The 25,650-nt window shown below is 70.7% G+C and carries 29 protein-coding genes and 1 pseudogene; 18 read left to right on the plus strand and 12 right to left on the minus strand.

Translation table 11 applies throughout. From position 1 onward, the window contains the following. A partial coding sequence (locus ABEA26_RS36415; protein ID WP_425587893.1) for a BBE domain-containing protein occupies window positions 1-69 on the plus strand: 69 nt, incomplete at its 5' end. Window positions 70-381: 312 nt separating this feature from the next. Here the strand turns inward: ABEA26_RS36415 and ABEA26_RS24815 are convergent. From ABEA26_RS24815 to ABEA26_RS24825, 3 genes and pseudogenes are all read right to left on the minus strand, one after another. Beyond that, window positions 382-1,675: pseudogene (locus ABEA26_RS24815) on the minus strand (IS256 family transposase). A gap of 125 nt (window positions 1,676-1,800) precedes the next feature. After that, window positions 1,801-3,222: a hypothetical protein gene (locus tag ABEA26_RS24820; RefSeq protein ID WP_345595554.1), complete on the minus strand. Its 1,422-nt coding sequence runs from the start codon at window positions 3,220-3,222 to the stop codon at window positions 1,801-1,803. After that, a complete protein-coding gene (locus tag ABEA26_RS24825) occupies window positions 3,219-3,827 on the minus strand; it encodes a hypothetical protein (RefSeq protein ID WP_345595555.1) in 609 nt (202 codons plus the stop codon). The genes ABEA26_RS24820 and ABEA26_RS24825 overlap by 4 nt, the downstream gene beginning before the upstream one ends. A 556-nt stretch (window positions 3,828-4,383) precedes the next feature. Here ABEA26_RS24825 and ABEA26_RS24830 point away from each other — a divergent pair. Both ABEA26_RS24830 and ABEA26_RS24835 read left to right on the plus strand, forming a co-directional pair. Then, window positions 4,384-5,265 carry a DNA-binding protein gene (locus ABEA26_RS24830; protein ID WP_345595556.1) on the plus strand — a complete coding sequence of 294 codons (882 nt, stop codon included), beginning with the start codon at window positions 4,384-4,386 and terminating at the stop codon, window positions 5,263-5,265. Between the two features lie 162 nt (window positions 5,266-5,427). Further along, window positions 5,428-5,556, plus strand: coding sequence for a hypothetical protein (locus ABEA26_RS24835; RefSeq protein WP_345595557.1), 129 nt, complete (start codon window positions 5,428-5,430; stop codon window positions 5,554-5,556). Window positions 5,557-5,953: 397 nt separating this feature from the next. Here ABEA26_RS24835 and ABEA26_RS24840 read toward each other — a convergent pair whose 3' ends face one another. Continuing rightward, the gene (locus tag ABEA26_RS24840) at window positions 5,954-7,129 is read right to left on the minus strand and encodes an alpha/beta hydrolase (RefSeq protein ID WP_345595558.1); all 1,176 of its coding nucleotides are present in this window, start codon (window positions 7,127-7,129) and stop codon (window positions 5,954-5,956) included. Between the two features lie 204 nt (window positions 7,130-7,333). Here ABEA26_RS24840 and ABEA26_RS24845 point away from each other — a divergent pair, with 204 nt between their 5' ends. The 3 genes from ABEA26_RS24845 (at window position 7,334) to ABEA26_RS24855 (ending at window position 9,778) form a co-directional block, all read left to right on the plus strand. After that, window positions 7,334-7,621 carry a hypothetical protein gene (locus ABEA26_RS24845; protein WP_345595559.1) on the plus strand — a complete coding sequence of 96 codons (288 nt, stop codon included), beginning with the start codon at window positions 7,334-7,336 and terminating at the stop codon, window positions 7,619-7,621. A gap of 157 nt (window positions 7,622-7,778) precedes the next feature. Continuing rightward, the gene (locus tag ABEA26_RS24850) at window positions 7,779-8,138 is read left to right on the plus strand and encodes a methyltransferase (protein ID WP_345595560.1); all 360 of its coding nucleotides are present in this window, start codon (window positions 7,779-7,781) and stop codon (window positions 8,136-8,138) included. 167 nt (window positions 8,139-8,305) lie between these two features. Beyond that, entirely contained in the window at window positions 8,306-9,778 is a 1,473-nt protein-coding gene (locus ABEA26_RS24855; protein WP_345595561.1) for a multicopper oxidase family protein, read from the plus strand. A gap of 75 nt (window positions 9,779-9,853) precedes the next feature. Here the strand turns inward: ABEA26_RS24855 and ABEA26_RS24860 are convergent, their stop codons facing one another. The 3 genes from ABEA26_RS24860 to ABEA26_RS24870 are packed head-to-tail and all read right to left on the minus strand — an operon-like array spanning window position 9,854 to window position 10,623. After that, window positions 9,854-10,126: an FAD-dependent oxidoreductase gene (locus ABEA26_RS24860; RefSeq protein ID WP_345595562.1), complete on the minus strand. Its 273-nt coding sequence runs from the start codon at window positions 10,124-10,126 to the stop codon at window positions 9,854-9,856. A 12-nt stretch (window positions 10,127-10,138) separates the two neighbouring features. Beyond that, window positions 10,139-10,300: an FAD-dependent oxidoreductase gene (locus ABEA26_RS24865; RefSeq protein ID WP_345595563.1), complete on the minus strand. Its 162-nt coding sequence runs from the start codon at window positions 10,298-10,300 to the stop codon at window positions 10,139-10,141. Beyond that, window positions 10,300-10,623, minus strand: a complete 324-nt coding sequence (locus ABEA26_RS24870; protein ID WP_345595564.1) for a 2Fe-2S iron-sulfur cluster-binding protein — start codon at window positions 10,621-10,623, stop codon at window positions 10,300-10,302. The genes ABEA26_RS24865 and ABEA26_RS24870 overlap by 1 nt, the downstream gene beginning before the upstream one ends. Before the next feature lie 128 nt (window positions 10,624-10,751). Between ABEA26_RS24870 and ABEA26_RS24875 the strand changes: the two genes are divergently transcribed. Beyond that, complete coding sequence (locus ABEA26_RS24875) at window positions 10,752-10,901, plus strand: hypothetical protein (RefSeq protein WP_345595565.1); 150 nt, start codon at window positions 10,752-10,754, stop codon at window positions 10,899-10,901. A gap of 441 nt (window positions 10,902-11,342) precedes the next feature. Here ABEA26_RS24875 and ABEA26_RS24880 read toward each other — a convergent pair whose 3' ends face one another. The 3 genes from ABEA26_RS24880 to ABEA26_RS24890 form a co-directional block, all read right to left on the minus strand. Next, window positions 11,343-12,956: an MDR family MFS transporter gene (locus ABEA26_RS24880; RefSeq protein WP_345595566.1), complete on the minus strand. Its 1,614-nt coding sequence runs from the start codon at window positions 12,954-12,956 to the stop codon at window positions 11,343-11,345. Window positions 12,957-13,129: 173 nt separating this feature from the next. Beyond that, window positions 13,130-13,795, minus strand: coding sequence for an HAD family hydrolase (locus tag ABEA26_RS24885; protein ID WP_425587895.1), 666 nt, complete (start codon window positions 13,793-13,795; stop codon window positions 13,130-13,132). Window positions 13,796-13,853: 58 nt separating this feature from the next. Then, a complete protein-coding gene (locus ABEA26_RS24890; RefSeq protein ID WP_345595568.1) occupies window positions 13,854-14,306 on the minus strand; it encodes a nuclear transport factor 2 family protein in 453 nt (150 codons plus the stop codon). Window positions 14,307-14,714: 408 nt separating this feature from the next. Between ABEA26_RS24890 and ABEA26_RS24895 the strand changes: the two genes are divergently transcribed. The 3 genes from ABEA26_RS24895 to ABEA26_RS24905 all read left to right on the plus strand — a co-directional run bounded on the left by ABEA26_RS24895 (window position 14,715) and on the right by ABEA26_RS24905 (window position 16,827). Then, window positions 14,715-15,488: a multicopper oxidase family protein gene (locus tag ABEA26_RS24895; RefSeq protein WP_345595569.1), complete on the plus strand. Its 774-nt coding sequence runs from the start codon at window positions 14,715-14,717 to the stop codon at window positions 15,486-15,488. Between the two features lie 41 nt (window positions 15,489-15,529). After that, entirely contained in the window at window positions 15,530-15,997 is a 468-nt protein-coding gene (locus ABEA26_RS24900) for a multicopper oxidase domain-containing protein (RefSeq protein WP_345595570.1), read from the plus strand. A 170-nt stretch (window positions 15,998-16,167) separates the two neighbouring features. Next, on the plus strand, window positions 16,168-16,827 hold the full coding sequence (locus tag ABEA26_RS24905) for a ScbR family autoregulator-binding transcription factor (RefSeq protein ID WP_345595571.1): 660 nt from the start codon (window positions 16,168-16,170) through the stop codon (window positions 16,825-16,827). A gap of 7 nt (window positions 16,828-16,834) precedes the next feature. Here the strand turns inward: ABEA26_RS24905 and ABEA26_RS24910 are convergent, their stop codons facing one another. Both ABEA26_RS24910 and ABEA26_RS24915 read right to left on the minus strand, forming a co-directional pair. Next, on the minus strand, window positions 16,835-17,638 hold the full coding sequence (locus tag ABEA26_RS24910) for an SDR family NAD(P)-dependent oxidoreductase (protein ID WP_345595572.1): 804 nt from the start codon (window positions 17,636-17,638) through the stop codon (window positions 16,835-16,837). Between the two features lie 133 nt (window positions 17,639-17,771). Continuing rightward, window positions 17,772-18,419, minus strand: coding sequence for a ScbR family autoregulator-binding transcription factor (locus tag ABEA26_RS24915; protein ID WP_345595573.1), 648 nt, complete (start codon window positions 18,417-18,419; stop codon window positions 17,772-17,774). 389 nt (window positions 18,420-18,808) lie between these two features. Here ABEA26_RS24915 and ABEA26_RS24920 point away from each other — a divergent pair, with 389 nt between their 5' ends. From ABEA26_RS24920 to ABEA26_RS24955, 8 genes are all read left to right on the plus strand, one after another. Further along, entirely contained in the window at window positions 18,809-19,822 is a 1,014-nt protein-coding gene (locus ABEA26_RS24920) for a ParB/RepB/Spo0J family partition protein (RefSeq protein ID WP_345595574.1), read from the plus strand. A 48-nt stretch (window positions 19,823-19,870) separates the two neighbouring features. Continuing rightward, window positions 19,871-21,019 carry an inositol-3-phosphate synthase gene (locus ABEA26_RS24925; RefSeq protein WP_345595575.1) on the plus strand — a complete coding sequence of 383 codons (1,149 nt, stop codon included), beginning with the start codon at window positions 19,871-19,873 and terminating at the stop codon, window positions 21,017-21,019. Further along, entirely contained in the window at window positions 21,016-21,909 is an 894-nt protein-coding gene (locus ABEA26_RS24930) for an SCO3242 family prenyltransferase (protein ID WP_345595576.1), read from the plus strand. Before ABEA26_RS24925 ends, ABEA26_RS24930 begins: the two co-directional genes overlap by 4 nt. Continuing rightward, window positions 21,906-22,865, plus strand: a complete 960-nt coding sequence (locus ABEA26_RS24935; RefSeq protein ID WP_345595578.1) for a sugar phosphate isomerase/epimerase family protein — start codon at window positions 21,906-21,908, stop codon at window positions 22,863-22,865. Before ABEA26_RS24930 ends, ABEA26_RS24935 begins: the two co-directional genes overlap by 4 nt. After that, window positions 22,859-23,467: an EboA domain-containing protein gene (locus tag ABEA26_RS24940; protein WP_345595580.1), complete on the plus strand. Its 609-nt coding sequence runs from the start codon at window positions 22,859-22,861 to the stop codon at window positions 23,465-23,467. The genes ABEA26_RS24935 and ABEA26_RS24940 overlap by 7 nt, the downstream gene beginning before the upstream one ends. Next, window positions 23,467-24,315 carry a TatD family hydrolase gene (locus ABEA26_RS24945; RefSeq protein ID WP_345595581.1) on the plus strand — a complete coding sequence of 283 codons (849 nt, stop codon included), beginning with the start codon at window positions 23,467-23,469 and terminating at the stop codon, window positions 24,313-24,315. Before ABEA26_RS24940 ends, ABEA26_RS24945 begins: the two co-directional genes overlap by 1 nt. A 3-nt stretch (window positions 24,316-24,318) precedes the next feature. Continuing rightward, complete coding sequence (gene eboE, locus ABEA26_RS24950) at window positions 24,319-25,488, plus strand: metabolite traffic protein EboE (RefSeq protein WP_345595582.1); 1,170 nt, start codon at window positions 24,319-24,321, stop codon at window positions 25,486-25,488. After that, a partial coding sequence (locus ABEA26_RS24955) for an alkaline phosphatase family protein (protein WP_345595583.1) occupies window positions 25,485-25,650 on the plus strand: 166 nt, incomplete at its 3' end. The genes eboE and ABEA26_RS24955, both read left to right, overlap by 4 nt.

Consider the following 25,650-nt stretch of genomic DNA (forward strand, 5'->3'; position numbering starts at 1 on the left):
CGCCTCACCCACACCAAGCACACCTACGACCCACACAACATCTTCCGCTTCCCCCGCAGCATCCACTAACCCCGTTATCTTTTTCGCGGTCCTGCAACGGGGCCGCTGGCCTCCGGGCCCGGCATGACTGTGTCCCCCTGTTGAACGGATGACCTGGGGGGGGTGGTGTCACCGGGTCCGGGGGTGTTCGTCGGAGACGCTGATGAGAGGTCCGGCCACCCCCCGCTCCGCGTCGGTGCAGAACGACGCCTCGCGCCACGCCGCGACATTGTGCAGCCGCTCGTCGGTGTCACCGGCCTTCTTCCCGCCGGCGACACTGACGTAGACGCACGCCGAGCAGCGGGACTGTCAAACGAGCGGTGTGACTCGGGTTGTTGAGGGTTACTGACGGGCCGCGGAGAGCCGGCCGTCGAAGGTGATGTCGAAGGCATTCAAGGCTGTCTTCCAGCGCATGGTCCAGCGAGCCTGGCCCTTGCCGGTCGGGTCCGGCGACATGATTGCCATGCAGACGCACTTCAGGGCGGCCTGCTCGTTCGGGAAGTGGCCGCGGGCTTTCACCGCCCGTCGGATCCTGGCGTTGACGGACTCGATCGCGTTGGTGGTGCAGACGATGCGGCGGATCTCGGTGTCGAAGCGGAGGAAGGGAGTGAACTCCTCCCAGGCGTTCTCCCAGAGCCGGACGATCGCCGGGTACTTTTTGCCCCACGTGTCGGCGAACTCGGCGAACCGCTCGAGGGCCGCGTCCTCGGTTTCCGCGGTGTAGACGGGCTTGAGGAGCTTGGCGATCTTGTCCCAGTCCTGGCGGGCGGCATAGCGGAAGGAGTTCCGCAGCAGGTGGACCACGCAGGTTTGCACGATCGTCTTCGGCCAGACGGTCTCGACGGCGTCGGGCAGGCCCTTGAGCCCGTCGCAGACCAGCATGAGGACGTCGTTCACGCCGCGGTTCTTGATCTCGGTGAGGATGTGCATCCAGTGCTTGGCGCCCTCGCCGCCATCACCGGCCCACAGCCCGAGGATGTCCCGCCGGCCCTCGGCCGTGACCGCCAGGGCGACGTAGATGGGCCGGTTGGCGACCGCGCCGTCGCGGAGCGGATCTTCACGTGGACGGCGTCGATGAAGACCACCGGGTAGACGGCGTCCAGGGGCCGGTTCTGCCATTCGGCCATGCCTTCGAGGACCTTGTCGGTGATCGTGGAGATCGTCTGGCGGGACACGTCGGCGCCATAGACCTCGGCGAGGTGGGCCTGGACCTCACCAGTCGTCAGGTCCTTCGCGGCGAGTGAGATGACCATCTCATCGACGCCGGACAGGCGCTTCTGGCGCTTCTTGACGATCCTCGGTTCGAAGGAGCCCTCGCGGTCGCGGGGCACGGTTATCTCCACCGGGCCCACGTCGGTCAGTATGGTCTTGGCGCGGGTGCCGTTGCGTGAGTTGCCACCGTTCTTCCCCGCCGGATCCTGCTTGTCATAGCCGAGGTGGTCGGTGATCTCGCCCTCGAGGGCCGACTCCAGGAGCCGCTTCGTCAGCTGCTGGAGCAGCCCGCCCTCGCCGGTCAGCTGAAGGCCCTCGGCCTGAGCCCGGCCCACCAGCTCGTCGATCAGCCGGTCGTCCACAGACTTCGACGGCGCCGTCTTATAGACGGCTCGACGGGCTCGGTCACGTTGTTGCTGGTCATCGATGCATCTTCCATGACCGGGAGTTACACCGAACGTTTTACAGTCCCACGCGCCGTGCTGATGGTCGGGCCTGCACCCGCCGGGTTCTACAGTGCCCCAAGGACTCACCGGCCCGGCGCTGGCCCTACACGTCGTCGAAGCTGGGCTGGCTCCACGGCTGATCGGGGGGTGGGCCTTGGGCGCCGAGAAGCTGGGTGATCTTCTCGGCTTCATCGCTTGAGAGCTCGGAGAGCAGGCGCGTCGTTGTTCCGAGGAGGGCGTCCAGCGGTACCTGGGTACGTGCGCCGCGGGCGCTGGCGATCCCGGTGGCGAACATGCACTGGAGGGTCTCGCCGGAGGGGATGCGTGCTTCGGCTTCGATGACTCCCTCGGCCTGTCCCAGCGCGTCGCTGATGCCGTCGAGTCGGGTGTCGTGGGAGATGTCGTCGCCGGGTCCGCCGTAGCCGACGTGGCGGTCCGTCACGACCATGCGCAGAGAGGTCAGCGGGACGCCGAAGCGGTCGGCCCTGTTCCTCACTTCGTCGAGGCGGGGCAGGTCGTGTTCCTGGCCGGACGGGAGCCGACGCTGGGACTGGGCGACCAGCACGTGGAAGCGCGGGGTCTGCAGGATCAGCTGGCCGGCCTTCACTGTCCAGCGCCAGGGGCTGATGTCCGCGTCTGCCAAGCCGGGCACGATCATGCAGACGCGGCTGGTCCAGAGCCGGATCGCCTCACGCATGAGGTACTGGAGATTTCCGGTGCCTGCAGCCGGGGTGCGCAGCAAGGTGGGGAGGCTGATCATGCGGACGACCCGGTTCCAGAACGCGGTATCGGTGATGTCCTCGGATTCCAGCAGGTACATCAGGGCTGTCTCGTCGAGATGGCCGACGCCTCGCTGAGGTGCGGGGAAGCTGGCGAGCGTGGATCCGCCGCCCTGCCAGAGCGCGGCGAGGAAGGCTGACATCCGGTCGGCGACATCGGTGGTCATCTGCGCGGTAAGGGCGTCGACAGCATCGCGGGTGGGAACGCGTTCTCCCGCACGGGCAGCTTCCGCTCCCTGGACGACCGTATTCAGGAATGCTTCGGTGGCCGGTTTGTCGAGGGTGCCGCGGCCGCCTTCGAGGACGGAGCGGGACACCAGCTGAGGGATGCCGGGAGAGTCGTCGGCCGGCTGGAGTGCGCCGAGCGCGGAAGTGTCGAGGAGGAGCGACGTGCTGCTGCCTGGTGGCGGGGGGAGGTCTCCTCGTTGCCGCGCGGAGGGCAGTTGACCGAGCGCCAGAAGCACCGGCCGGTCGACACGGGGAAGGCGCTGCAGGTCGTCCTCGAGTTCCCGCTGGTCCGATGTGGTGCGCAGGTAGATGAACCGGCGGGGTGTGCGGGGTCTGCCGGGCCATTCCAGGACCATGTCGGGGACGTGGGTGTGGTTGAAGAACTCGGTTTTGGTGACGGTGGCGCCGGGGTCCATGCGGCGCAGGTGCCGGGCGACGATGTCCTTGACCTGGGTGAACATCATCCGGTCGTCGGGCTCGTCCATGGCTTGGGAGATCGACTGTTCGACGAGGTTCACCACGAGCCCTCTCTGCGGGTGAGTTCGGCGGCGACGATGGCCGCCCAGTCCTTGAGCGGCAGGAGGGTTTCCTGCTTGTCCGAGAGGACGATCAGCCACAGGCGTGCGGCGACCGACTGGGCGAGTTCGCCGTCCAGGAGTTTCCGGGCTTCCTCGGGGTCGCTGGTGCCGAAGACGCGGCTGCTGTGTTGAAGGACTGCGGTCTCCACCTGGTCAGGTGAGTTGAGGGTGGACCAGGAGTTCGCCCGGAACGGTGCCCAGGTGATCCACATGAAGTGGTCGCTGAGATGGTGCTGGGCCTGGGCGGCGACGTAGCACTTGGCGAGGAACTCGTCGAACTGCGTGCCCTGGTCGCTGGGTTGCGCGTAGTTCTTGACCTCTGCGCAGAACATGTCGTTCTGGTAGGGATCGCCGCGCATGGCGCCGCCCAGATCGAAGGAGAAGGTCCGGCCTCCGTACGGCCAGGCGAGGGTCAGCCGACGGCCGCAGGACTCCGAGTCCGTGTTCGCGTACGCACCGAAGATGCGCATCGTGCCCTCGAGCCACTGCTTGGCTCTTCGGGCCCCTGAGAAGCCCTTCACCTGAGCGTCTTCGCCAACCACCACAGGCGTAGCTTAGTGCGATCGGATCACCACGGTGTGCTCGAACGAGTCAACCTCCCTCCACACGGAAGCCGTTGGCTTCAGGAAGGGACAGCTGCGGCCCTGAGGAAGTGGGCCAAGGACGGCCGCGGGCCGGAAGGAACTGCCGCGAAGACGCCCTCCCTGATCGGCGGACACGAGACCGTGGTGGAGTGACCCATCACCCCGGCCTGCTGCGCACCGCTCCCCTGAATAGAGAGACGACGTCGTCGCTGATCTGCCGCATCGCAGGCCGCTACGGACTGGAGGCGACGGCGTTGCGGTCCTGCTGGAAGTGGCGCAGCCACGCGCCTCGGCACGACGGCGGGGGCGCGCGGGCAGACGCCGAGGTGCTGTTGAACACCACCGGGCGGCAGCTCCTGGCAGGTCTGTGCGGCGTGGAGGAGGGTGTGCTGGCGCGGGCGTTGCCGTCCTGGGGACGGGGGGATGCCAGGCTGCCGGCCGCGGATTCCGGGGAGCCGGCGGCGGCGTGGCGGATCGGTGGTGCGGTCGCCGGGCCGGTGGCGTTCGGCTGTCGGCTGTGTACGGCCCGGCGTACGGGGCGGCGGGGCGGGCGGGGCGGGCGGTGCGGGCGGGGGCCGAGTCGGAGAGGGTGTTCGCGTTGGCACAGGCGGTGGTGGCCCGGTGGTGGGAGCAGGCCCTGCACTGGGAGCGGGAGAAGGTCTGGCCGCGGCGGTTGCATCAGGTCGCGGACGGTGATGCCGGGGGTGATCTGGAGTGGTGGCGGATCGTGGGGCGGGACGCGGTGGTCTTTCCCGAGGTGGTGGCCGTAGCTGATGTGTTGCTTGATCCGGCTATGGCTCAGTTGGTGTGGGTGGACAGCGGTGCCGGGCAGCCGCGAGTGCTGCCCGTCGACGGGTTGTTCTGCCGTCGGCTCGGTGAGCGTGTAGGCCGGGAATGGCTGGGAGCGCTGGCTGCGGCGGACCATGGCGGTCCGCTGCTGGCGTGGATGGGCAGCGTGATCCGGTTGCGCCGCGGGACCGGTGGGCCCCGCGGATACGACAACGACCCCTGGTGGCTGCGCCGGGAGCATCAGCCGGTGACGATGGCGGGGCAGTTGCGGGTGCTGGGCAAGGAGAAACGGGCGCCGGGCTCGGGGACGATGTGGCGGACGGTGGTGCCGCCCGAGCAGCGGATGCGGATCGGCAGTCTCCTCGGCAGTGCCGAGGAGCAGTTGCTGCAGCTGCGCGGCGTGCAGAGCGGGCCGACCGCCGAGGTCGCCCGGCAACTGCTGCAAGGCCTCGGTCGCAGAGCTGGTCTGGTCGAGGCGGCCTGGAAGCGGACCGCGGTGGCGGCGGTGAACGGCGGGGTGCCGCTTCAGGAGGTGGCCCGGTGGGCGGATATGTCCCCCGGGAAACTGAGGAGCATACTGACGGCAGGTGAGCAGGAAGACGACGGCTGAGAGCCAAGGTGAGGCGGGCGCATCGGCTGTTAGCTGATACAGCACTCGTTTGTGGCAGAAACCCTGAAACGGCGGCACCTGTCGGCGGGAGCGGCTTGGCTGACGCGGGTGATCAGCACAGGAGAGGCCGCCCGGCCCGGGGGCCGGGCAGGACGAGCGGCCGTGGATCGCCGCAGTGGGTTCGAGGCGGTGTTCCTCGATCCGGAGGGGCAGCCGGTTCAGCAGCGGTGGGCCGATGCCGCCATGACCGTGGCGTTCGAGGAGTTGCCTCCGGTGTCGGTTTCCCGGTGATCCCGGGGCGCCGTTGGGGGCCGGGTCTTTGGTGGTCGGGGACCACCGGGCGGCATGTGGCGGCCGGGTCGAACGCGATGCGCACCCGGCTGATGGTCCTGGACCGCGACCCCGATGTGACCGGGTTCGCGGGGCGTCCGGTGCGGTTGCTGTGGCGCAAGGAGCGGGGGCGCCGAAGAGGCCGGCGACCCGATCGAGGTCCTGCCGGTGGTCTTCCACGCCCTGTGGCACGGGCGGGTGACGGCAGACATGGAGGCGCCACTGCATGAACGCGTCCTGGTCGGCCCTGCGGGCTGGAATGGCCCGGGTCCGGGCACGGCGGGAGGGGCCCGGTGACCGCGCGGCTCAACGCCCGGCCGTCAGTGAAGGTCTGGGCGCAGGTCCGGTTCCGCGGTCACTAGAGCGCCGGGTCGGGAGCGCGTCCCGACGTGGCCAGCACCCAGGAGGCGAACCCTTCGACGCCGTCCACGACGGCCTCGGTGCGCGCGGAGTGGAACAGGTCGAACGCGTGCTGTGCGCCGGGCAGCTCGGCGTAGACCACCGGGCTGCCCGTGACACGGCGCAGCCGGTCGACGAAGCACCGGGCGCCCTCGACGGTCGCCAGGGCGTCCTTGGTGCCGTGGGCGATGAAGAACGGTGGCGCGGCGGGGTTGAGGTAGGCGTACGGCTGGTTCGAGGAGGGCGGCACGTCGGGCTCCGTGCCGAAGAAGTAGCCGTAGAAGCCGTAGAGGCAGATCGCCGCGGTGACCGAGGTGTCGGCCGACTCGAATCCGGGCTGGTACTGGGGGTCGTTCGGGGTGAGGGCGCACATGGCCGCCATGTTGGAGCCGGCGGAGCTGCCCGCCAGGAACAGCTTCGAAGCGTCGGCGCCGTATTCGGAGGCGTGTTCGCGGGCCCAGGCCATGGCCTTCTTCGCGTCGATCTGGTGGCCGGGGAAGTCGGTCTCGGGCCGCAGCCGGTAGTTGGCGCTGATACACACCCAGCCCTGCCTGGCGAGCCGGTAGAGCAGCGGCCGTGCCTCGCGGCTCTTGCCCCCGCTGGTGAAGTGGCCGCCGTGGAAGTAGATCAGGACCGGGGCGTTCGGCGGGGTGTCGCGGCGGTGGTAGACGTCAAGCAGATTCCGGCGACCGGCCTCCCCGTAACTGAGGTTGGCGACCCGCTTCACGTCGAGGTACCGCGACACGCGCCGCAGCAGCAGGAGGCGGGGCCAGTCCCGGCGGCGCTGCGGCTCGGTCACCCGGCTCCGCCAGCCGGTCCCGAGCCCCTCGTCGACGGCGCGCGCGACCACCCCGCCCGCCCGCAGGCCCCGCCAGGCGGCCACGGCCATGAACGGGATGGTGGCGAGGGCGATCACGGCTGTCACCTTGCTGCCCGTCGTCTCCAGATCGCCCTGGCCCTCGGCCAGGGCCGTGGAGGCCAGCACGGCGAGGATGCCGATGATCGGCACCTCGTTGAGGACCATGCCGAACCAGAAGCTCAGGTTGGCCAGCAACCGGGGCCGCCGCGGCGCCACGACGCCGAAGAAGGTGCACCAGGTCAAGAGTGCGGTCGACGCCACGTATCCAATAGGCATGCCCGCGATCGTATCCGCATCAACTCTGGTAAGAATCTGGGTACTTCACTCTCTGGCTTTGCCACGTCGTGCAGGTGACACACGTGGCTGCGGCATCCATTCCCGGTACGAATCAGTTCCGCTACGAACCCGGTGGGGTCATCGAGTTCTACGACCGGTACGCGGCAGAACGGGGGGTACAGCGACGAGATCCGGCGGATCGCGGTGCCCGTCGGTCTGGCCGCAGCCCAGCTCGGCATCCAGGACATGCTCGTCGAGGAGGGGCTGCGCCCGCACATGGCCGGCGGTGAGCCTGGGCGGGACGACCGTCTCCTGCGTCGCCGGAGCCTGTGCCGCTGCGAACTCATGGGGCTGCTGATGCGCGGTGAGCTCCGGCCGGGGACGGGGGTGGAGGCGCGGGAGCCGCAGCGGGAGGAGGCCCTCGCCTCCGCCTGCCTGGGCCCGGACGACGACTCGACGCACCTGAGCGAGGCCGTGCGGGCGTCCATCTGAGCTGCGGCTTCGGCTGGGACAAGGACCGCAGGGTGCGGGTCGCCATGCTCATCGGTTGCCGGGACGCGCTGGAGAAGCTCAGCGCCGACACCGGCGGCCTGGTCAGCGTCACCGAGGGCACCGACGTGGCGGAGCACAGCCCGCCGCGCGAGTCTCCGTGCCTTCGGGCGCCGATGTCTATCTCCTCAAGCACGTACTGGCCAGTTGGCCGGACGAGCAGTGCCTGCGCATCCTGCGCTCGTGTCGCGACGCGATGCCCGCGCACGGGCGGCTCCTGGTCGTCAACGCCATGATCCCGGCGGGCAACGAGCCCCATGCCGGAAAAGCGGTCGACATGTTGATGATGAGCGTTCTCAACGACAGGGGTCGTACGCGCGCCGAGTACGAGGAGCTGATCACGGCGGCAGGTTTCGAGGTCGTGCGCCTGCTGGAGCCCTCGCCGCACGCGTCCGTCCTCGAGGTGGCGGCCGCCCGGGGCGCGGCGGCCGGCCGACCGCCGCGCCTCGGCCGACCGTGACTGAAACGACTGGGAATCCTGACTGCCCCTGCGGCCCGGTGAGCCGAGCTCACTGACCCGCCGGTGCTCCAGCCGGGCTCCAGGCCCCCCAAAGCGGTGCAAAGCAATGCTGTGCGGGAGAGATCTTCATTCTTCCTTCACAACACGGCACTTCTCGGGGAGTAGACATGATCCAACGCAGAACCGTCCTCACGTCCGGGGCGGCTCTCACCGGCGCGTTGGGCGGTGCGGGAATTGTGGTTCCCGCCCTGTCCGGCCGGGCCCGGGCCACGGACCCGGCCACGGGGCCGGGCGACGTCCCGCAGTTCCAGCAGGCGATGCCGGTGCCCGAGACACTGGAGCCGACGTTCGCGTCCGGCACGACCGCGTACTACAGCATGACGATGAAGGAGGTCGACTCGGAGATCCTGCCGGGGCGCCTCACCCGGGTCCGCACTTTCAACGGGAGTTTCCCCGGCCCTGTCATCAAGGCCGTCTCCGGCCGCCGGGTCGTGATCAGGCAGACGAACCACCTGACGGTGCCCACCTCGATCCATCTGCACGGCGCCCATGTGCCGCAGAGCAGCGACGGCTCGCCCATGGACCTGATCGCGGCCGGCGGCGGAACCAAGACGTACACGTATCCCAACAGCCAGCCGCACGCGAACCTGTGGTTCCACGACCACGCCCACCATCATGAGTCGGAGACCGTCTACCGCGGGCTGACCGGTCTGTACCTGCTCAGCGACGACGTGGAGCAGAACCTGGACCTTCCCTCGGGCGTCTACGACGTGCCGATCGCGCTGCGGGACGCCCGCTTCGACGACAGTGGTCAACTCGCGTACACCATGAACGACCCGAAGCGCACCGTGCTGCTGGCCAACGGCAAGGCCTGGCCGTACTTCGAGGTCGCCGCGCGCGCGTACCGCTTTCGGCTCTTCAACACCTCCAACATGCGGTTCTTCGTACTGAAGCTGTCCGACGGCTCGTCCTTTCACCAGATCGGTACGGACGGTGGCCTGCTGGAGGAGCCGTTCGAGACGGCGTCCTTGGCGCTCTCGCCCGGGGAACGCGCCGACATCGTCGTGGACTTCTCGCGGTACGCGGCCGGTACCACACTCGTCCTGAACAACGCCCGGCCGCTGCGGCCCGACGACCCCGTCGATCAGCTCACCAAGGTGCTGCAGTTCCGGGTCGCCGGGCCGGTCGCGAACAGCACTCTGCCCGCGACCCTGCGTACTCTGCCGCCCCTGGGCAGCGCCACCGTCAACCGCAGTTTCGAGCTGAGCATGGACGAGACGGGCGTGACACAGGACGCCTACATCAACGGTCGACCGTACGACATGGACCGTGTCGACACCGAGATCGAGTACGGGGCCACGGAGATCTGGACCGTGCGCAACGCGAGCACCCGCCTCCCCCACAACTTCCATCTGCACCTGGTGCAGTTCCGCGTGCTGGAGCGCGACGGCCGACCCGTCACCTCCGGGCCGGAGAGCGGGCTGAAGGACACCGTCGCACTGCAGCCCGGGGAGACGGTCAAGATCCAGGCAACGTTCACCGGTTACGAGGGCACATATGTGTACCACTGCCACATGATTGATCACGCGGCGATGGGCATGATGGCCAACTTCCGGGTCAGCAGGTCGCGCGTTCGGTAGCCGGTCGCGTCAGGCGGCCTTTGAGGGTGAACCCTGGGGCGGTGCAGTCCTGCCGGGTCGGCGGATCGGCGACGGTCAGGAGCCGGCGAGCCACCAGGTGGTCTGCGGGGCCGCGTCCCGCGCGGTACGCAGCGTGTGCACACCTCGCAGTGTGGCTCCGGGCACGTCCAGTCTGCGCGGGCGGGCACCGGTGGCCAGGACCAGGTGCCCGTAGTCGTGGCGGCTGCCGTCGGCCAGCCGGACGGTGCGGGTGCCCCGTTCGATCGCCGCCACGGTGCCGCGGACCAGGTCGATCGACCTGCGGACGTAGTAGGTGACGGGCCGCAGCCACAGGTGGGACTCGTCCACCTCGCCCTTCAGTTACGCCTTGGTCAGTGGGGGCCGCTCGTAGGGCAGCGCGTCCTCGGCGCTGAGCAGGGTGATGCGATGCTGGTAGCCCTGCTCGGGCAGCGAGGCCGCGGTCTGGTAACCGCCCTGTCCCGCGCCCACGACGACGGACGCGGGCGGCGCGTGGGAGCGCATCAGCTCTGCCGCTCGGGCGTGTGCACGATCAGTCCGTCCATCGCCTCGGTGACCTCGAGCTGGCAGCTGAGGCGGCTGGTGGGCCGGCGGGCGCACGTGGTGAAGTCGAGCAGCTCGTCCTCGACCGGCAGGCGGTCCGTCAGCTTGTCGACAGTGGTCTCGTCCACGTAGACGTGGCAGGTCGCGCACTGCGCGTTGCCACCGCACTGGGCGACGATGCCTTCGACGTCGTTGACGACGGCGGCGCGCATGACGCTCGTACCGACGGAGACGTCGACGGTCCGTTCGTTCCCGTCCACGGAGACATACGTGATCTTGGGCATGGACGGCCTCGCGGGACATCGCCGGGATCAGGCCGATGCCGAGACCGGCGCTGATCAGGACCTGGCTGGCGCCCGGTTCGTCACCCTCGCAGGACATCTGTCGGCCGCGTACTGACCTGCGTATAGGTATGCGGAGGCTGTTTGCGGTACAAGACGACATCGTCGCCGATGCCCACGCCGTCGACCTCAACGCCGACCGCCACAACCGGATCGACCACGTGAAGGGCCGCGTCCCGTACTGTTGCGACGCAGCCCTGCCAGGGATCAACCGCTGGTAACGGTCACCCGCGATACGGACACCCGGTGAGCTCGGAGCAGGCAGGTCAGGCACCGGACTTGATCTCCTTCGGGATCGGCCCACCCGAACAGCAGGCCACTACTCCCCCAGTGGACCACCGCACACGCCCGCCACATGGTCCATGGCGGAGCCTCCCCACGACGCCGCAAATGATCACCAGGGACTTCCACACCGGAAGCGTTCGCACGGTCCTGCTCATGCAATAACACGTCCTGGCACGCCTGAGTTGGCGTCCGGAACTACTAGCAGCGCACCAGGTCGACCCAACGTCAAACAGAGAAAATGCAGGTCAGCCATCTGCGGAAACTGTCCGGCTCTGTTTGCAGCATCGCAGTTCAAAGGCCACGGACTCCGTAGAGATCACATCATCCCCTGCTGGACGACGTGACACCGTCGAGCCCCGCCTCTGCGCCTCGCCCCCTCAGCGGGCCGGGGGCGCCGCGTCGCGTTCGGGTTCGAGGAGGCCGTGCGGGGGCGTGGCGTCGTCCTCCAGGTCCTGGCCCGCGACCGTCCGCAGCGGGATCTCCCTGACGAGCCAGGACACCAGGAACATGAGCGCGGAGAGTACGAGTGCGGCAGCGATGGTGCCGTGCAGGCCGCTGGTGACGGCGGCCTCATAGGCGTGCTGGAGCTGTTGCGGCATGTCCTTGAGGCGCTCCGGTGTCACGCTGCCGGCCCCGGACAGGCTCGCGGCCTCGTCGGCGCCGACCCGGTTCGTCAGTTCCTCGGCGAGACGGGCGACATAGATCCCGCCCAGAGCGGCGACGCCGAGTGAGCCACCGACCGTGCGGATCAGGGTGAGGGAACCGCTGGCGGCTCCCATGTCCCGTGGGTGGGCGCTGTTCATCGTGATGAGCATGGTGCTCTGCATCATGAAGCCCATGCCGAGGCCCAGCACCAGTGTCGTCGCGGAGGCGACCGCCACGGGGGTGTCCACCTGGAGGGTGAGGAGCGCCATCGTGCCGAGGACGCTCATCAGGCCGCCCAGGATCGGGTAGACCCGGTACCTGCCCGTCCTGCTGATCACCCGTCCGACCACCGTCTGGACGACGAGCATGCCGAACATCAGGGGCAACAGCAGCATGCCGCTGGCGGTGGGCGTCTGACCCTTGACGAACTGCATGTACTGCGGGAGGTAGTTGGTGGCGCCGAGCATGACCGCGCCGAGGAAGAAGCTGAGCACCTGGGCGACGGTGAAGTTCCGGTCGCCGAAGAGCCTCGGCGGGATCAGCGGTTCGGGGGCCCGGCGTTCGACCTGGACGAACCAGGCCGTCGCCGCGGCGCCGGTCACCGCGAGGCCGAGGATCTGAGGTGACAGCCAGTCGTACGTGATCCCGCCCCAGGTGGACAGCAGGGTCAGGGATCCGACCGAGGCGACGAGGAGCGAAGCGCCCAGGTAGTCGATCCGCACCGGGTGGGACGCCGGCTTGAGCCTGATCCAGACTCCCACCACGACCAGGGCGACGGCGCCGAGCGGCACGTTGATGTAGAAGGCCCAGCGCCAGGTCAGGTGGTCGGTGAAGAAGCCTCCGACGAGCGGTCCCGCCACGTACGCGATGGGCATCAGGATGCCGAGCATGGACTGCACCCGGCCGCTCTCCCGGGCCGGGACGAGCACTCCGATGATGGCCAGGGCGCCCACCATGAGTCCGCCGGCGCCCAGTCCCTGCACCGCCCGGAAGGCGATGAGCTGGTTGATGTCCTGAGCCATTCCCGACAGCACGGAGCCGACCAGGAAGAGCACGATGGCGGACATGAAGACGCCCTTGCGGCCGAGGAGGTCACCGAGCTTGCCCCAGATCGCCGTGGAGGCGGCCGTGGCGAGCAGGTAGGCGGTGACCACCCAGGAGAAGCGGTCGAGGCCGCCGAGTTCACCCACGATCGTCGGCAGGGCCGTGCCGACGATCAGTCCGTCCAGCATGCCGAGGAACATGCCGATCAACAGCCCGAAGACCCCGATGTAGGTGCCCGGTGGCAGGGGCGTGCGCCGCGCGCTTTCCGGTAAGGGCTTTTGTGCCGCACGGTCCGTTCCCACGATGTCCTCCCCGATCGTCCGCTGTAGGCCAGGGCGCGAAGGAGCGGGAGCGGTCGGAATCGTCAACTCGGCGCCGGGGGCTCCTGCCGCCGGTTGCACAGTAGCGAAGGATCGGGTGGCCCTCCGGTTGTCTCCAGCGGGGCTCCAGCGGTCTTCGACCGCCGGGCCGCCGGTCAGCGCCAGACGCTGCCTGCGACGGCCTCGCCGTCGACGGTCCGCAGCAGTGTCTCGTCGATCTCCTTGAGCGAGCCCACGATGTGGCGGGCTCCCGCCTCGATCATCATCTGCCGCTGGAAGTCGTGCTCGGAGTCGGCGGGGTGGCCGATGAAGGCCACCCCGTTGTCCCGGGCGGCCTCGGCGACCCGGGCCACATCGTCGATGAAGAGCACCTGGTCGGCGCGGAGTGCGAACAGTTCGGTGATCTCGTGGATGCCGGGGCGGAAGTCGTTGGTGCAGACGTAGCCGGGCGCGTCGAAGCAGTCGGCGTACCGGCCCAGATGGCGGTCGAAGTGCGCCCGCTCCAGCCCGCCGTAGCAGACTGTCCGTACGTTCAGGGAGCGCAGCGTCGCGAGCAGTTCGGCCGCGCCGTCGAGCAGGTGCACCGGATGCTCGCGCACGTAGGCCTCGCGCTCGGCGAAGTAGTCCCTCAGCAACTGCTCGGGGGATCCGCCGAGTTCGGCAGCGGCTCGTCGGGCGGCGGCGAGCTGGGGCTGGGAGAGGAGTTCCCGCTCGAGGCGGGGGCTGTAGGTGCCTCCGCGCGATTCGACGAGCCGCCGCATCACCGGGCTGAAACTGTCGTTCAGGAGCACGCCGTCGATGTTCACCGCGACCAGGCTCAGATGCCGCAACAAGATGTCTCCCCCTTGATTCGGTGGCCATGCCGCGGCAGACGGTACTTCAGTTCGGCGTCGGGGACGGGGTGCTTGCGGCAGCGGGCCGCGGGGCCGGGCCCAGGACGTCGATGCGCCGGTCCCGGACCAGGAGCGCATGCCCGGGCTCCGGACTCCGTACCAGGGTGTCCGCGCAGGTGCACACCTGGTGGACCCGCGACCGGCCGCTCGCGTCGGTCGCGTAGACGACCGTGTTGGCGTGCACGAGCACGCACCCGTCGGCGCGCTCCTCGATCTCGAACATGCCGGTCATGTGGCGGCGCCGCTCACCGGCCGCGGCGATCGCCTCGGTCGCCGCCCGCGCTCCCGCGACCAGCCCGGCGCGGCCGCGCATCGGCTCCGGCCTGGTGGAGATCCGGCAGACCGCGTCCTCGGTGAAGGTGTCCGCCCACCCCTCGGCGTCGCCCTCGTCCAGGCGCCGCATCTGGTACGCGTAGAAGCCTGCCACCTCCTCGTACACAGGGCCTCCGCTCTGTGGGCCGGCATGCCTTGCGGCGGCAGGCCGCCGGGGGGGTACGGTCTCTGCCGCCGCAGCGTTCCCAGGCTCCGGCAGGCCGCCTGCGGCCGGGTCGAGCGTCCCTCGAGGCGTGCGGCCCCTGCCCCGTCCGCGTCCGGTGTGGCCTGCACGCGGGTGAAGCTCGAGTTCCGCATGCTGACCTGCTCTCGCACGTCCCATCCCATACGCATCAGAAGGAACGACCATGGCCACCCGCCGCCGGGTGCTCGGTGCAGGACTGTCCTTCGCAGGTGTCGGGCTCACCGGGGTCTCGCTCCTGCCCGCGCTGAACACGCGCGGAGCCACCGAGGAATCCGCCGCCGCGGCCCCCTCGCCCGTGCAGCCGTTCGCCGGGCCATGCCGTTGGTGCCCGTGCTCTCACCGGTGTCCACCGCCCTCGGCACGGACACGTACGAGATGGCCATGCGCACCGTGACCCGGTCGATCCTGCCCGGCCTGCAGACCGAACTGCGGACGTACAACAGCCAGTTCCCCGGTCCCGCCATCAAAGCCCGCAGGGGGCGGCCGGTCGTCATCCGGCAGCGCAACGAACTGATGGTGGACACCTCCGTGCACCTGCACGGCGCCGCGGTGCCACCGCGTCACGACGGCTCGCCGATGGACGCCATCGCCCCGGGTGCCGAGCGCGTGTACCGCTACCCCAACCGGCAGGCGCACGCCTCGCTCCGGTACCACGACCACGCACACCACGTGGAGTCCGAGAACGTCTACCGCGGGATGCACGGCAGCCACCTCCTCACGGACGACGAGGAGGTGGCGCTGCCGCTGCCCAAGGGGGCCTACGATGTCGTGATCGGGATACGTGACGCCCGCTTCGACCCGGCCACGGGTGCGCTCGTCTACCAGATGAGTGACCGCGCCCGCAGCACCCTCCTGGTGAACGGGGCACCCACCCCGTACTTCAAGGTCGCAGCCCGCTCCTACCGGCTGCGCTTCGCGAGCCATGCCAACCAGCGTTTCCTCGAACTGCGTCTGGAGGACGGCGGCGATCTCGTGCAGATCGCCTCCGACGGCGGCCTGCTGCCGCGCCCGCACACCACCGGGTCCGTCTGTCTGACCTCCGGCGAACGAGCCGATGTGGTCATCGACTTCTCCCGATACCCCGTCGGCACCCGCTCGTCCTGAAGAACACCGGCTTCGGGGCGACCGCGGAGACCGGCCAGGTGATGCGGTTCGACGTGGACCGCACCGCCGAGGACGACAGCTCGGTGCCGGACGTCCTGCGCACTCTGCCGCCCCTGCCCGAGCCCACCGCGGAACGCACCGTGGTCTTGCGGATGGACGAGGACGGACGCCCGAACCCGCGGGCCTACATCGACGGGAAGCTGTACGACCCGGCCCGGGTCGACGCCCGTATCCGCTTTGGAGCCAGCGAGCTGTGGACCGTCACGAACGCCAACACCAAGGCTCCGCACAACTTCCACCTGCACCTGGTGCAGTTCCGGATCCGGGAACGCAACGGCGCCACGCCCGGCCCGGACGAGGCCGGCCTGAAGGACACCGTCCGGCTCCTGCCCGGCGAGACGGTCAAACTGCAGGCCACCTTCGAAACGTACCAGGGCGAGTACGTCTACCACTGCCACATGCTCGACCACTCGGCGATGGGCATGATGGCGACGATGAAGATCACCTGACGGACGTCCCGACCGCACTGCCGGTTTCGGGAGGGAGCGCCCGGCGTGGTCTTCGGCGGCCCCAGGCCTCGCCGGGGGCGGCCGACCCTATGTAAGGTACCCTCTGGACGGTTTCTTTTACTCGTCCACTGTTGGATGGACGCGCGTACAGAGCTCAAGGGGTGGTCGCCATGGCGCAACAGGAACGTGCGATCCGAACCCGCCGCGCCGTGATCGAGGCCGCCGCACAGGTCTTCGCGGAGTACGGCTACGCGGCGGCCACCGTGTCGGACATCCTCAAGGTCGCCAACGTGACCAAGGGAGCCCTGTACTTCCACTTCGACTCCAAGGAAGCGCTCGCGCGGGGCATCATCGAGGCCCAGGCGCAGCAGGCCCTGCCGGCCCAGGACGTGAAGCTCCAGGAGTGGGTCGACCAAGGCCTGCTGATCGCCCACCTGCTGCCGCGCGACCCGGTGATCCGCGCGGGCGCCGTGCTCTCCTCGGACCCCCTGGGCCGCGAGCACTACGGCAGCGCCTGGCCGGCCCTGATCGACCGTTCCGCGCTGGCGCTGGCCGAGGCCAAGGAGCGCGGCGAGATCCTCGGTCACATCATGCCGCGGCAGACGGCCGAACTGCTGGCCGCCTCGTTCCACGGCGTCCAGTTGTTCTCCCAGCTCGAAAGCGGTATGGCGGACATCGAGCACCGCGTCTCCGTGCTGTACGAGCACCTCATGCCCACGATCGCGCTGCCCGCCGTCCTGGCCCGCCTCGACCTGGCGCCCGACCGCGGTGCACGCCTGTACGCACAGGCGGAGGCGACCGCGACGCAGCAGCCTGCCGCCGTCGGCTGAACTCCTGTCACCAGGTGGTGCGTCCGCCGTCCACCGGCATGGTGGCCCCGGTAACGAACGAGGCGCGGTCGCTGCACAGCCACGCGACTGCCTCGGCGACTTCCTCCGGCTCGGCCATCCGGTTCTGCGGGGCCGAGGCCTTGCTCCTGGCCTCCTGTCCGGGCACGCGGGCGAACCAGTCCTCGACCATCTCCGACCGGGTCAGGCCGGGTGCGATCGCGTTGACCCGGATACCGCTGCCCGCGTACTCGACCGCGGCGGCCTTGGTCAGGCCGATCACCGCGTGCTTGGCAGCGATGTAGGGTGCCGGCACCCGGCTGGCCACCAGGCCCGCCACACTGCTCGTGTTCACGATCGAGCCACCACCGCTCTCGATCATCGCCCTGATCTCGTGGCGCAGACAGTTCCACACGCCCCGGACGTTGGTGTCCATGACCAGGTCGTAGGACGCGTCCTCCGTGAGGTGCAGCGGCATCAAGTCGCCTCCGGCGCCCGCGTTGTTGAAGGCGACGTCGAGACGTCCGTACGTCTCCACCGTGCGGGTCACCGCACGCTCCGCGTCGGCGGGGCTCCGCACGTCGCCCGTCGTGTGCGACGCCTGTGCTCCGCCCGCCCGCAGTTCGGCGGCCAACTGCGCGATGCGCTCCTCACGCCGGGCGACCAGAACCACCCGCGCCCCCTCCCGGGCGAACACCCGGGCCGCCGCGGCGCCGATGCCGCTGCTCGCTCCGGTGATCAGGGCGACCTTTCCCGCCAGCGCTTCCTGCCCTTGTCCCTGCGTGTGTCGATCGTGTGTCCGTCCTCGCGTCATGGCGCCCCCCAGCTCCGGCGACGTGTCGCGCGGGCGCAGGTACAGCGCCGTCCCGGCCCGTCGCGCCCCGAAGCGTAGCGTTGTTGTTCGATGCCCGAGCACGGATCCCCGGCATCGGGCTGCCCCCGCCCGGTCACGGTGCCGTGCGGCGCGGGTCCCCGTGTGCCAGGCGGGTACCGGCCGGCTCGAGCCCCGCCATGGTCAGCGGATCCGCGAGCGAGGGCAGCAGCACGCGCCAGAAACCGGTGACGGTCCGTGCGGTCAGCCACTGCTTGTCGGCACGGCTGAGCACCACGAAGCCGACCGTCGCGCCCACCACGGTGTTCACCACGCCTTCCTGTGACACCCCCGGCGCCAGCGTCTTCTCCTCCGCGGCGCGGAGCACGAGTCCGTGCACATAGGTCCGCCACTGCTGGCAGAGGTCGGTGCGCACCCGTGCCCCCGCCTCACAGCTCAGCAGGAAACCGGCCCGGACCACGACGTCCCGGAGCAACAGGCGGACCAACCGGTGCGTCAGGTCCGTCAGGCCCTGCAGGGCGCACACCTCCTCCGACGGCACACCGTCCAGCACCCGGCGCAGCGTACGCGCGGCGGCGCTCTCGACCGCACAGGCCACCTCCGCCTTGCTGTCGAAATGGAAATGCAGGGCGCCACGGCTGACCCCGGCGCCCGAGCTGATGTCGTTCAGGCTGGCCTTCTCGTAGCCGTGTCGGTCGAACATCTCGGCCGCCGAGCGAATGAGTGCGGTCTGGGTACGGGCGGCCCGTTCCTGTTGGCTCACTGTGTGGCTCTCTCGGTCCGGAGGAATGAATGCGTCGACAGACATAAAACCAACTCGACGGTTTTGAATCTAGCCGTACCGTCCAGTCCGACTGAAAGAACGACGGAAGCATCCAGGCGAGCGGAGCGGGCGGACACCACCTCACCGTAAACAAACAGACGCGATGGTTCTGTGCGGGATGCCTCACGCACTGGACCGACGAGCCGCACAGGAACGGAAATGGGGGATCGTCGCGGACCCTGGACGCCACCCGTCTCAAGCGGCACTCAAGACGGCGTCCAGCCGTCGGCACGGGACGGCCGGCCCGTCTAGAAAAAGACCGTCCGTGCGGTACTGTCTCGATCGCTCTCACGCGTACGCCGGCAGAGGATCCCTGTCAGGAGGACACGTTGTCTCTGGCCAATGAGTTGACGTACTCGGACGTCCGGACCGAGTCGCAGCCCCCCACCCTCGTGCGGATCGACTCCCTGGTCCTGTCGGGCTCACCCCGGTTGGCCGCCGAGAACCCCGACCACGTACGCGTGCTCGCCGAGGCCGGCGACTGCCTGCCGCCCATCACCGTGCACCGGTCCACGCTCCGCGTCGTCGACGGCGTGCACCGGGTCCGCGCGGCACGGCTCAACGGTCGGACCGAGATCGCGGCACGGCTCGTCGACTGCGATCCGGCCGACGCTTTCGTCCTGTCGGTCGAGGCCAACGTCACCCACGGTCTGCCGCTCTCCCGCGCCGACCGGGCGGCCGCGGCAGCCCGCATCATCCTGTCCCACCCGCAGTGGTCGGACAGGACGGTCGCCGCCACTGCCGGCCTCTCCGACAAGACCGTCTCCCGCATCCGCGCGCAGTCAGCCGCCGCGAACGGCGCGCCGACCGGCGTCCGCGTCGGCCGCGACGGCCGGGTGCGGCCCCTCGACAGCACGTGGCGGCGGCGCCATGCCGCCGCGATCCTCCGGGAACGGCCCGACGCGGGACTGCGCGAGGTCGCACGGGCCACCGGCCTCTCGCCGACCACGGTGCGCGACGTGCGCCGGCGCATCGACCTCGGCGAGAGCCCTGTACCACTGCGCTACCGCACCCAGGACGACGAGCCGGCCCAGCACTCCCCCCTCGCTCCCGCGCCGGTGCCGCGACGTCCGGCCGCCTCCGCCCAGGCGGGGCGCGGCTCCTCCGTGGTGGACCGGCAGAGGCTGCTCGCCAAGCTCGGCGACGACCCCTCGCTGCGGCACACCGAGGCCGGCCGGCGCGCCCTGCGCTGGCTGCACCACCACAGCGTCGACGGCGACAGCATCGAGGTCCTCGGGCAGGTACTGCCCTGTCACTGGGCACCCGACGTCGCCGATCTGGCCCGCAGCTGCGCGGCGGCCTGGAACGAGCTGGCCGAACAGCTCCGACAGCGCGCGCAGTAGAGGCACCCCACCCGCTGATCCCCATCCCCGTACTTCAGGAGGCCTTTCGTGTCCGAGCACGCCCAGCCGACCGATTCCCCTCCCGGCCCCGCGTCCGGCACAGGAGTGTGGTTCGTCGGTGCCCGCGGTTCCGTCGCCACGACCGCGATCGCCGGCTGCGCCGCGCTCGCCGCTGGGCTGTGGCCGCCGACCGGCATGGTCACCGAGACGGCGCCCTTCGCGTCCTCCGGTCTGCCCGCCCTGCACTCCCTCGTGTTCGGCGGCCACGACACCGTGGACTGGCCGCTGCCCAAGCGCGCCGAGGTCCTCGTCGAAGAGGGTGTCCTGCCGCACGGTCTGGTCCGGGCCGTCTTCGGTGAACTGGCGGCCGCCGACCGGGAGATACGCGCCGGCGGGCCCTCGGCCGGCGACGTCCGCACCGACGAGGAGCTGATCGCCGCCTTCGCGGCCGACATCGCGGACTTCACCCGGCGCTCCCGCGTCGCCCGTACCGTCGTGGTGAACGTCGCCTCCACCGAGCCGGCGCCGAGGGAGGGCGCCGCGCGGCTGCCCACCAGTTCCCTGTACGCCGCGGCCGCGCTCCGGGCGGGCTGCGCCTACGTGAACTTCACCCCCTCGACGGGGATCCGTCTCGACGCCCTCGCCCGGGCGTCCCGGGCGGCCACGGTGCCGTTCGCGGGCCGGGACGGCAAGACCGGGCAGACGCTGCTGCGGGCCGTGCTGGCGCCCATGTTCCGGCAGCGGGCCCTGCACGTGCGGGCCTGGTCGGGCACCAATCTCCTCGGTGGCGGCGACGGAGCCGCGCTCGCCGACCCGGCGGCCGCAGCGGCGAAGAACTCGGGCAAGAACCGGGTGCTGGAGGACAACCTCGGGACACTGCCCGAAGGCCAGGTGCACATCGACGACGTGCCCGCGCTCGGGGAGTGGAAAACCGCCTGGGACCACGTCGCCTTCGAGGGGTTCCTCGGGGCGGGGATGGTCCTGCAGACCACCTGGCAGGGGTGCGACTCGGCGCTCGCGGCCCCGCTCGTGCTCGACCTGGCCCGGCTCACCGCCCGCGCCCACGAGGTGGGCATCACGGGGCCGCTGACCGAACTGGGCTTCTTCTTCAAGGACCCGGACGGCGGCCCCCCGGCACTGGCCGAGCAGTACGACGCCCTCCTCGGCTTCGCCGCACGGCTGGCGGACGACCGGTGACCGCTGCACGTGACTGGGCCGAACTCCTGCGCGTGTCCGCCTTGTTCACCACGCCGGGGGACGCGCTCGCCGGGGCTGCCGCGAGCGGCCTGCGCCCCGGCAGCCGTACCCTGCTCGCCGCCGGCGCCTCCGCGTGCCTGTACGGAGCGGGGATGGCCCTCAACGACTGGGCGGACCGGGCGGAGGACGCCGTCGAGCGGCCGCACCGGCCCATCCCCTCGGGCCGGATCACCCCGGGGCAGGCACTGGCCACCGCCACCGGTCTGACCACGGCCGGGATCGGGCTCGCGCTGGCGGCGGGCCGCCCCGCCGCGCTCACCGCCACGGCCCTCGCCGGCGCCGTGTGGGCGTACGACCTGCGGCTGAAGCACACGCCGGCGGCGGCGGCAGCGATGGCCGCGGGGCGAGGGCTCGACCTGCTCCTCGGGGCGGTCGCGACCGCCGGCTCCCCGGCGGCGGCGGGCCGGGCCGCGCGCCGTGCGGTGCTGCCCGCCGCCGCGCTCAGCGCGCACACCTACTGCGTCACCGCCGTCTCCCGTACCGAGACCCGGGGCGGTGCCCCGGGCACAGCGCTGGCGGCGCTGGGAGCGACGGCGGCGATCGGCGTGCTGGCCGGCAGAGGCCGGGGCCGCCCGGCACGGACCCTGCGCGCCCGCACTCGCGCCGCCCTCGCGGGGGCGTACGTGGCAACGGCCGCAGGACCCTACCTGCACGCCGCACTGAACCCGTCACCCCCTCTGACCCAGCGGGCCGTCGGCGGCGGCATCCGGGCCGTCGTCCCGCTCCAGGCGGTGCTCACGGCCCGCTCCGGGCCGCTCGGTGCCGCGGCGCTGATCACCGCGCTCGCCCCCGTCGTCCGCCGGCTGGCCAGGACGGTGAGCCCCACATGAGCCTCCGTCTCGGCTACGGCACCAACGGCCTGACCGACCTGCGGATCGACGACGCCCTCGGCCTGCTGGCCGACCTCGGGTACGAGGGCGTCGGCCTGACCCTGGACCACATGCATCTCGATCCGGTCGGCCCCGGCCTCGCCGACCGGGTCCGCCGGGTCGCGCGCCGCCTCGGTGCGCTCGGCCTCTCCGTCGCGGTCGAGACCGGCGCCCGCTATGTCCTCGACCCGCGACGCAAGCACGGCCCGACCCTGCTCGACCCGGCCGCCGCCGCGCGGGCCGAGCGGACCGCGCTCCTCGCCACCGCCGTACGGGTCGGAGCCGACCTCGGCGCGCACGCCGTGCACTGTTTCAGCGGCGTCCGTCCCGCGGGCATGGACGAGAACACCGCCTGGGAGCTGCTGGCCGAGGCGCTGGGTCCGGTCCTCGACGAGGCGCAGAAGGCGGGCGTGCCGCTCGCCGTGGAACCGGAGCCGGGTCATCTCGTGGAGTCCCTGGCCGACTTCCACCGGCTGCGTCTGCTGCTCGGGGAGCCTCCGCCGCTCGGGCTCACCCTGGACATCGGCCACTGCCAGTGCCTGAAGCCGTTGTCGCCCGCGGAGTGTGTACGGGCCGCGGCGCCCTGGCTGCGGCACGTCCAGATCGAGGACATGCGGCGTGGCGTGCACGAGCATCTGCCGTTCGGCGAGGGCGAGATCGACTTCCCGCCCGTGCTCGCCGCGCTCGCGGCCACCGGTTACCAGGGCCTGACCGTCGTCGAACTGCCCCGCCACTCCCACGCGGGGCCCGAACTCGCCCGGACGTCCATGGATTTCCTCCGCGCCCGGCTGCCGGCCGGCGGCGCGGACCGGTGCCTGGCCCCGGCGTCCTTTCCCGGGGCCGCCGTCGACCGGCCCGGCTCCGCACGTCACCGCCGCATCCCCGGCACCGTACGGCTGGAGGACCCCACGTGCTGACGATCCCCGACACACTTCTCGCCCGTCTTGTGCCCGAGAGCGCGGCCTGGCTGGACGACGCGCTCCACGAGGCGGTGGCCGCCCCGCACGCTCCCGGTCCGCGGCGGATGCCGGCGTGGGAGCTGCGGTTCGCGGAGGCGGGCCGCAGGTGCGGGTCCCCGGAGAACGCCGAGGCTGCCCGGGTGCTGCTGCTGCGCGCCGCCCGCCCCGGCCCGGCCACCACCGTGCGGCTCTTCCAGCAGGGCGCCTCGGCCGAGCGCCGCGCCGTCCTTCGGGCCCTGCCACACCTCGCGATCACCCCTGAGGAAGGTGTACCGCTGATCGAGGACGCGCTGCGCACCAACGACACCCGGCTGGTGGCCGCCGCCGTCGGCCCGTACGCGGCCGCGCACCTGCCCGCCCACGCCTGGCGGCACGCCGTGCTGAAGTGCCTGTTCACCGGGGTGCCCCTCAGTGTCGTCGCCGGCCTTGCGGACCGATCTCTCGGTGACGCCGAGCTGGCCCGCATGCTCGGGGACTTCGCCGCGGAGCGCACGGCAGCGGGCCGGTCCGTCCCCGACGACCTGCGCCGTCTGCTCGCCCCGACCGCCAAGGAGTCCTGATGCGCATCTTCGATCCGCACATCCACATGACGTCGCGCACCACCGACGACTACCAGGCCATGTACGCGGCCGGGGTGCGCGCCCTGGTGGAGCCGGCGTTCTGGCTGGGGCAGCCACGCACGTCGCCCGACTCCTTCTACGACTACTTCGACGCACTCCTCGGCTGGGAGCCGTTCCGGGCCGCGCAGTACGGCATCGCCCACCACTGCGCGATCGCCCTCAACCCCAAGGAGGCGAACGACCCGCGGTGCGCCCCGGTCCTGGACGAGCTGCCCCGCTACCTGGTGAAGGACAACGTGGTCGCGGTCGGCGAGATCGGTTACGACTCCATGACCCCGGCCGAGGACACCGCACTCGCCGCTCAGTTGCAGCTGGCCGCCGACCACGAGCTGCCCGCCCTGGTGCACACCCCGCACCGCGACAAGCTCGCCGGCCTGCGCCGCACCCTGGACGTGGTCGGCGAGTCCGCGCTGCCCGCCGACCGGGTGCTGGTCGACCACCTCAACGAGACCACCGTCAAGGAAGCCAAGGACGCCGGGTGCTGGCTGGGCTTCTCCGTCTATCCCGACACCAAGATGGACGAGGACCGCATGGTCGAGATCCTGCGCGTCTACGGGCCGGAGAAGGTGCTGGTCAACTCGGCCGCCGACTGGGGAAAGAGTGACCCCCTCAAGACCCGCAAGGTCGCCGACGCGATGCTCGCCGGAGGCTTCACGCAGGACGACGTCGACCGGGTCCTGTGGCGCAACCCCGTCGCCTTCTACGGGCTGAGCCGACGCCTCGTCCTGGAACCCACCGAGCCCGGAGTTCTGCACGAAGGCAACTCCATCCTGCGCGGGGGAGCGTGACGCATGCGTTTCCGGCATCCCGACGGCTCCACCGTCCACCTCGCGTACTGCACCAACGTGCACCCCGCCGAGACCCTCGACGGCGTCCTCGCCCAGCTCTCCACGTACTGCGAACCGGTCCGCAAGAACCTGGGCGTCGAACGTCTCGGTATCGGACTGTGGCTGGCCCGCGACGCGGCACGTGTACTGACCTCCGAGCCGGCCGCGCTGCGTCGGCTGTGCACCGAACTGGACCGGCGCGGCCTGGAGGTCGTCACCCTCAACGGCTTCCCCTACGAGGGGTTCGGCGCACAGGAGGTCAAGTACCGCGTCTACAAGCCGGACTGGGCTGATCTCGAGCGGCTGGAGTACACCAGCGACCTGGCCCGGATCCTGGCGGAGCTGTTGCCCTCCGACGTCACCGAGGGGACCGTCTCCACCCTCCCGCTCGGCTGGCGCACCGGCTTCGGCGCAGCCGCGGCCGCACGCTCCCACGACGCCCTGGTCGAGCTGGCCGGCCGGCTCGACCGGCTGGAGTCGGAGACCGGCCGCTCGGTCCGCCTGGCCTTGGAACCGGAGCCGGGCTGCGCTGTCGAGACCACTGCCGATGCCCTCGTCCCGCTCTCCGCCCTGCCCGGCCATCGCATGGGGCTGTGCCTGGACACCTGCCACCTCGCGACGAGCTTCGAGGAGCCCGCGGTGGCCCTCGCCGCCCTGCAGGAGGCGGGCGTCGCGATACCCAAAGTGCAGCTCTCGGCGGCCCTGCACGCCGACGACCCGCTGGACCCGGCGGTCCGGTCCGCACTCGGCGCGTTCGACGAGCCGCGGTTCCTGCACCAGACCCGGGCCCGGGTGGGTGAGGTCCTCCACGCCGCCGACGACCTCGGCCCGGCGCTCACCGGTGATGTGCTGCCGGGCACGGTGCCGTGGCGGGCCCACTTCCATGTGCCGCTGCACGCGCCGCCCGCGCCGCCCCTGTCCTCCACCCTCGACGTGCTGGCCCAGTCGCTCGCCCTGCTGGTGGGCGGGGCGACGCCGCGCAGCCGCCATTTCGAGGTCGAGACGTACACCTGGCAGGCCCTCCCGCCGGCCGGCCGGCCCGCCGACGAGGCCCAGCTCGTCGACGGGATCGCCGCCGAGCTGGCTCTCGCCCGCGACCTGCTGACCGGACTCGGCCTGAAGGAGCTGCCATGAGCCCCACCCCTTTGCTGGTCCTGGACGTGGTGGGTCTCACCCCTCGTCTCCTCGACCAGATGCCCCACCTGACAAAGCTCGGCCAGTCGGGCTCCCGCGCGCCGCTGGGCACCGTCCTGCCCGCCGTCACCTGCGCCGCCCAGTCCACCTTCCTCACCGGCA

Origin of the sequence: Streptomyces marokkonensis (assembly GCF_039539045.1) — a bacterium.
Classification (GTDB): domain Bacteria; phylum Actinomycetota; class Actinomycetes; order Streptomycetales; family Streptomycetaceae; genus Streptomyces; species Streptomyces marokkonensis.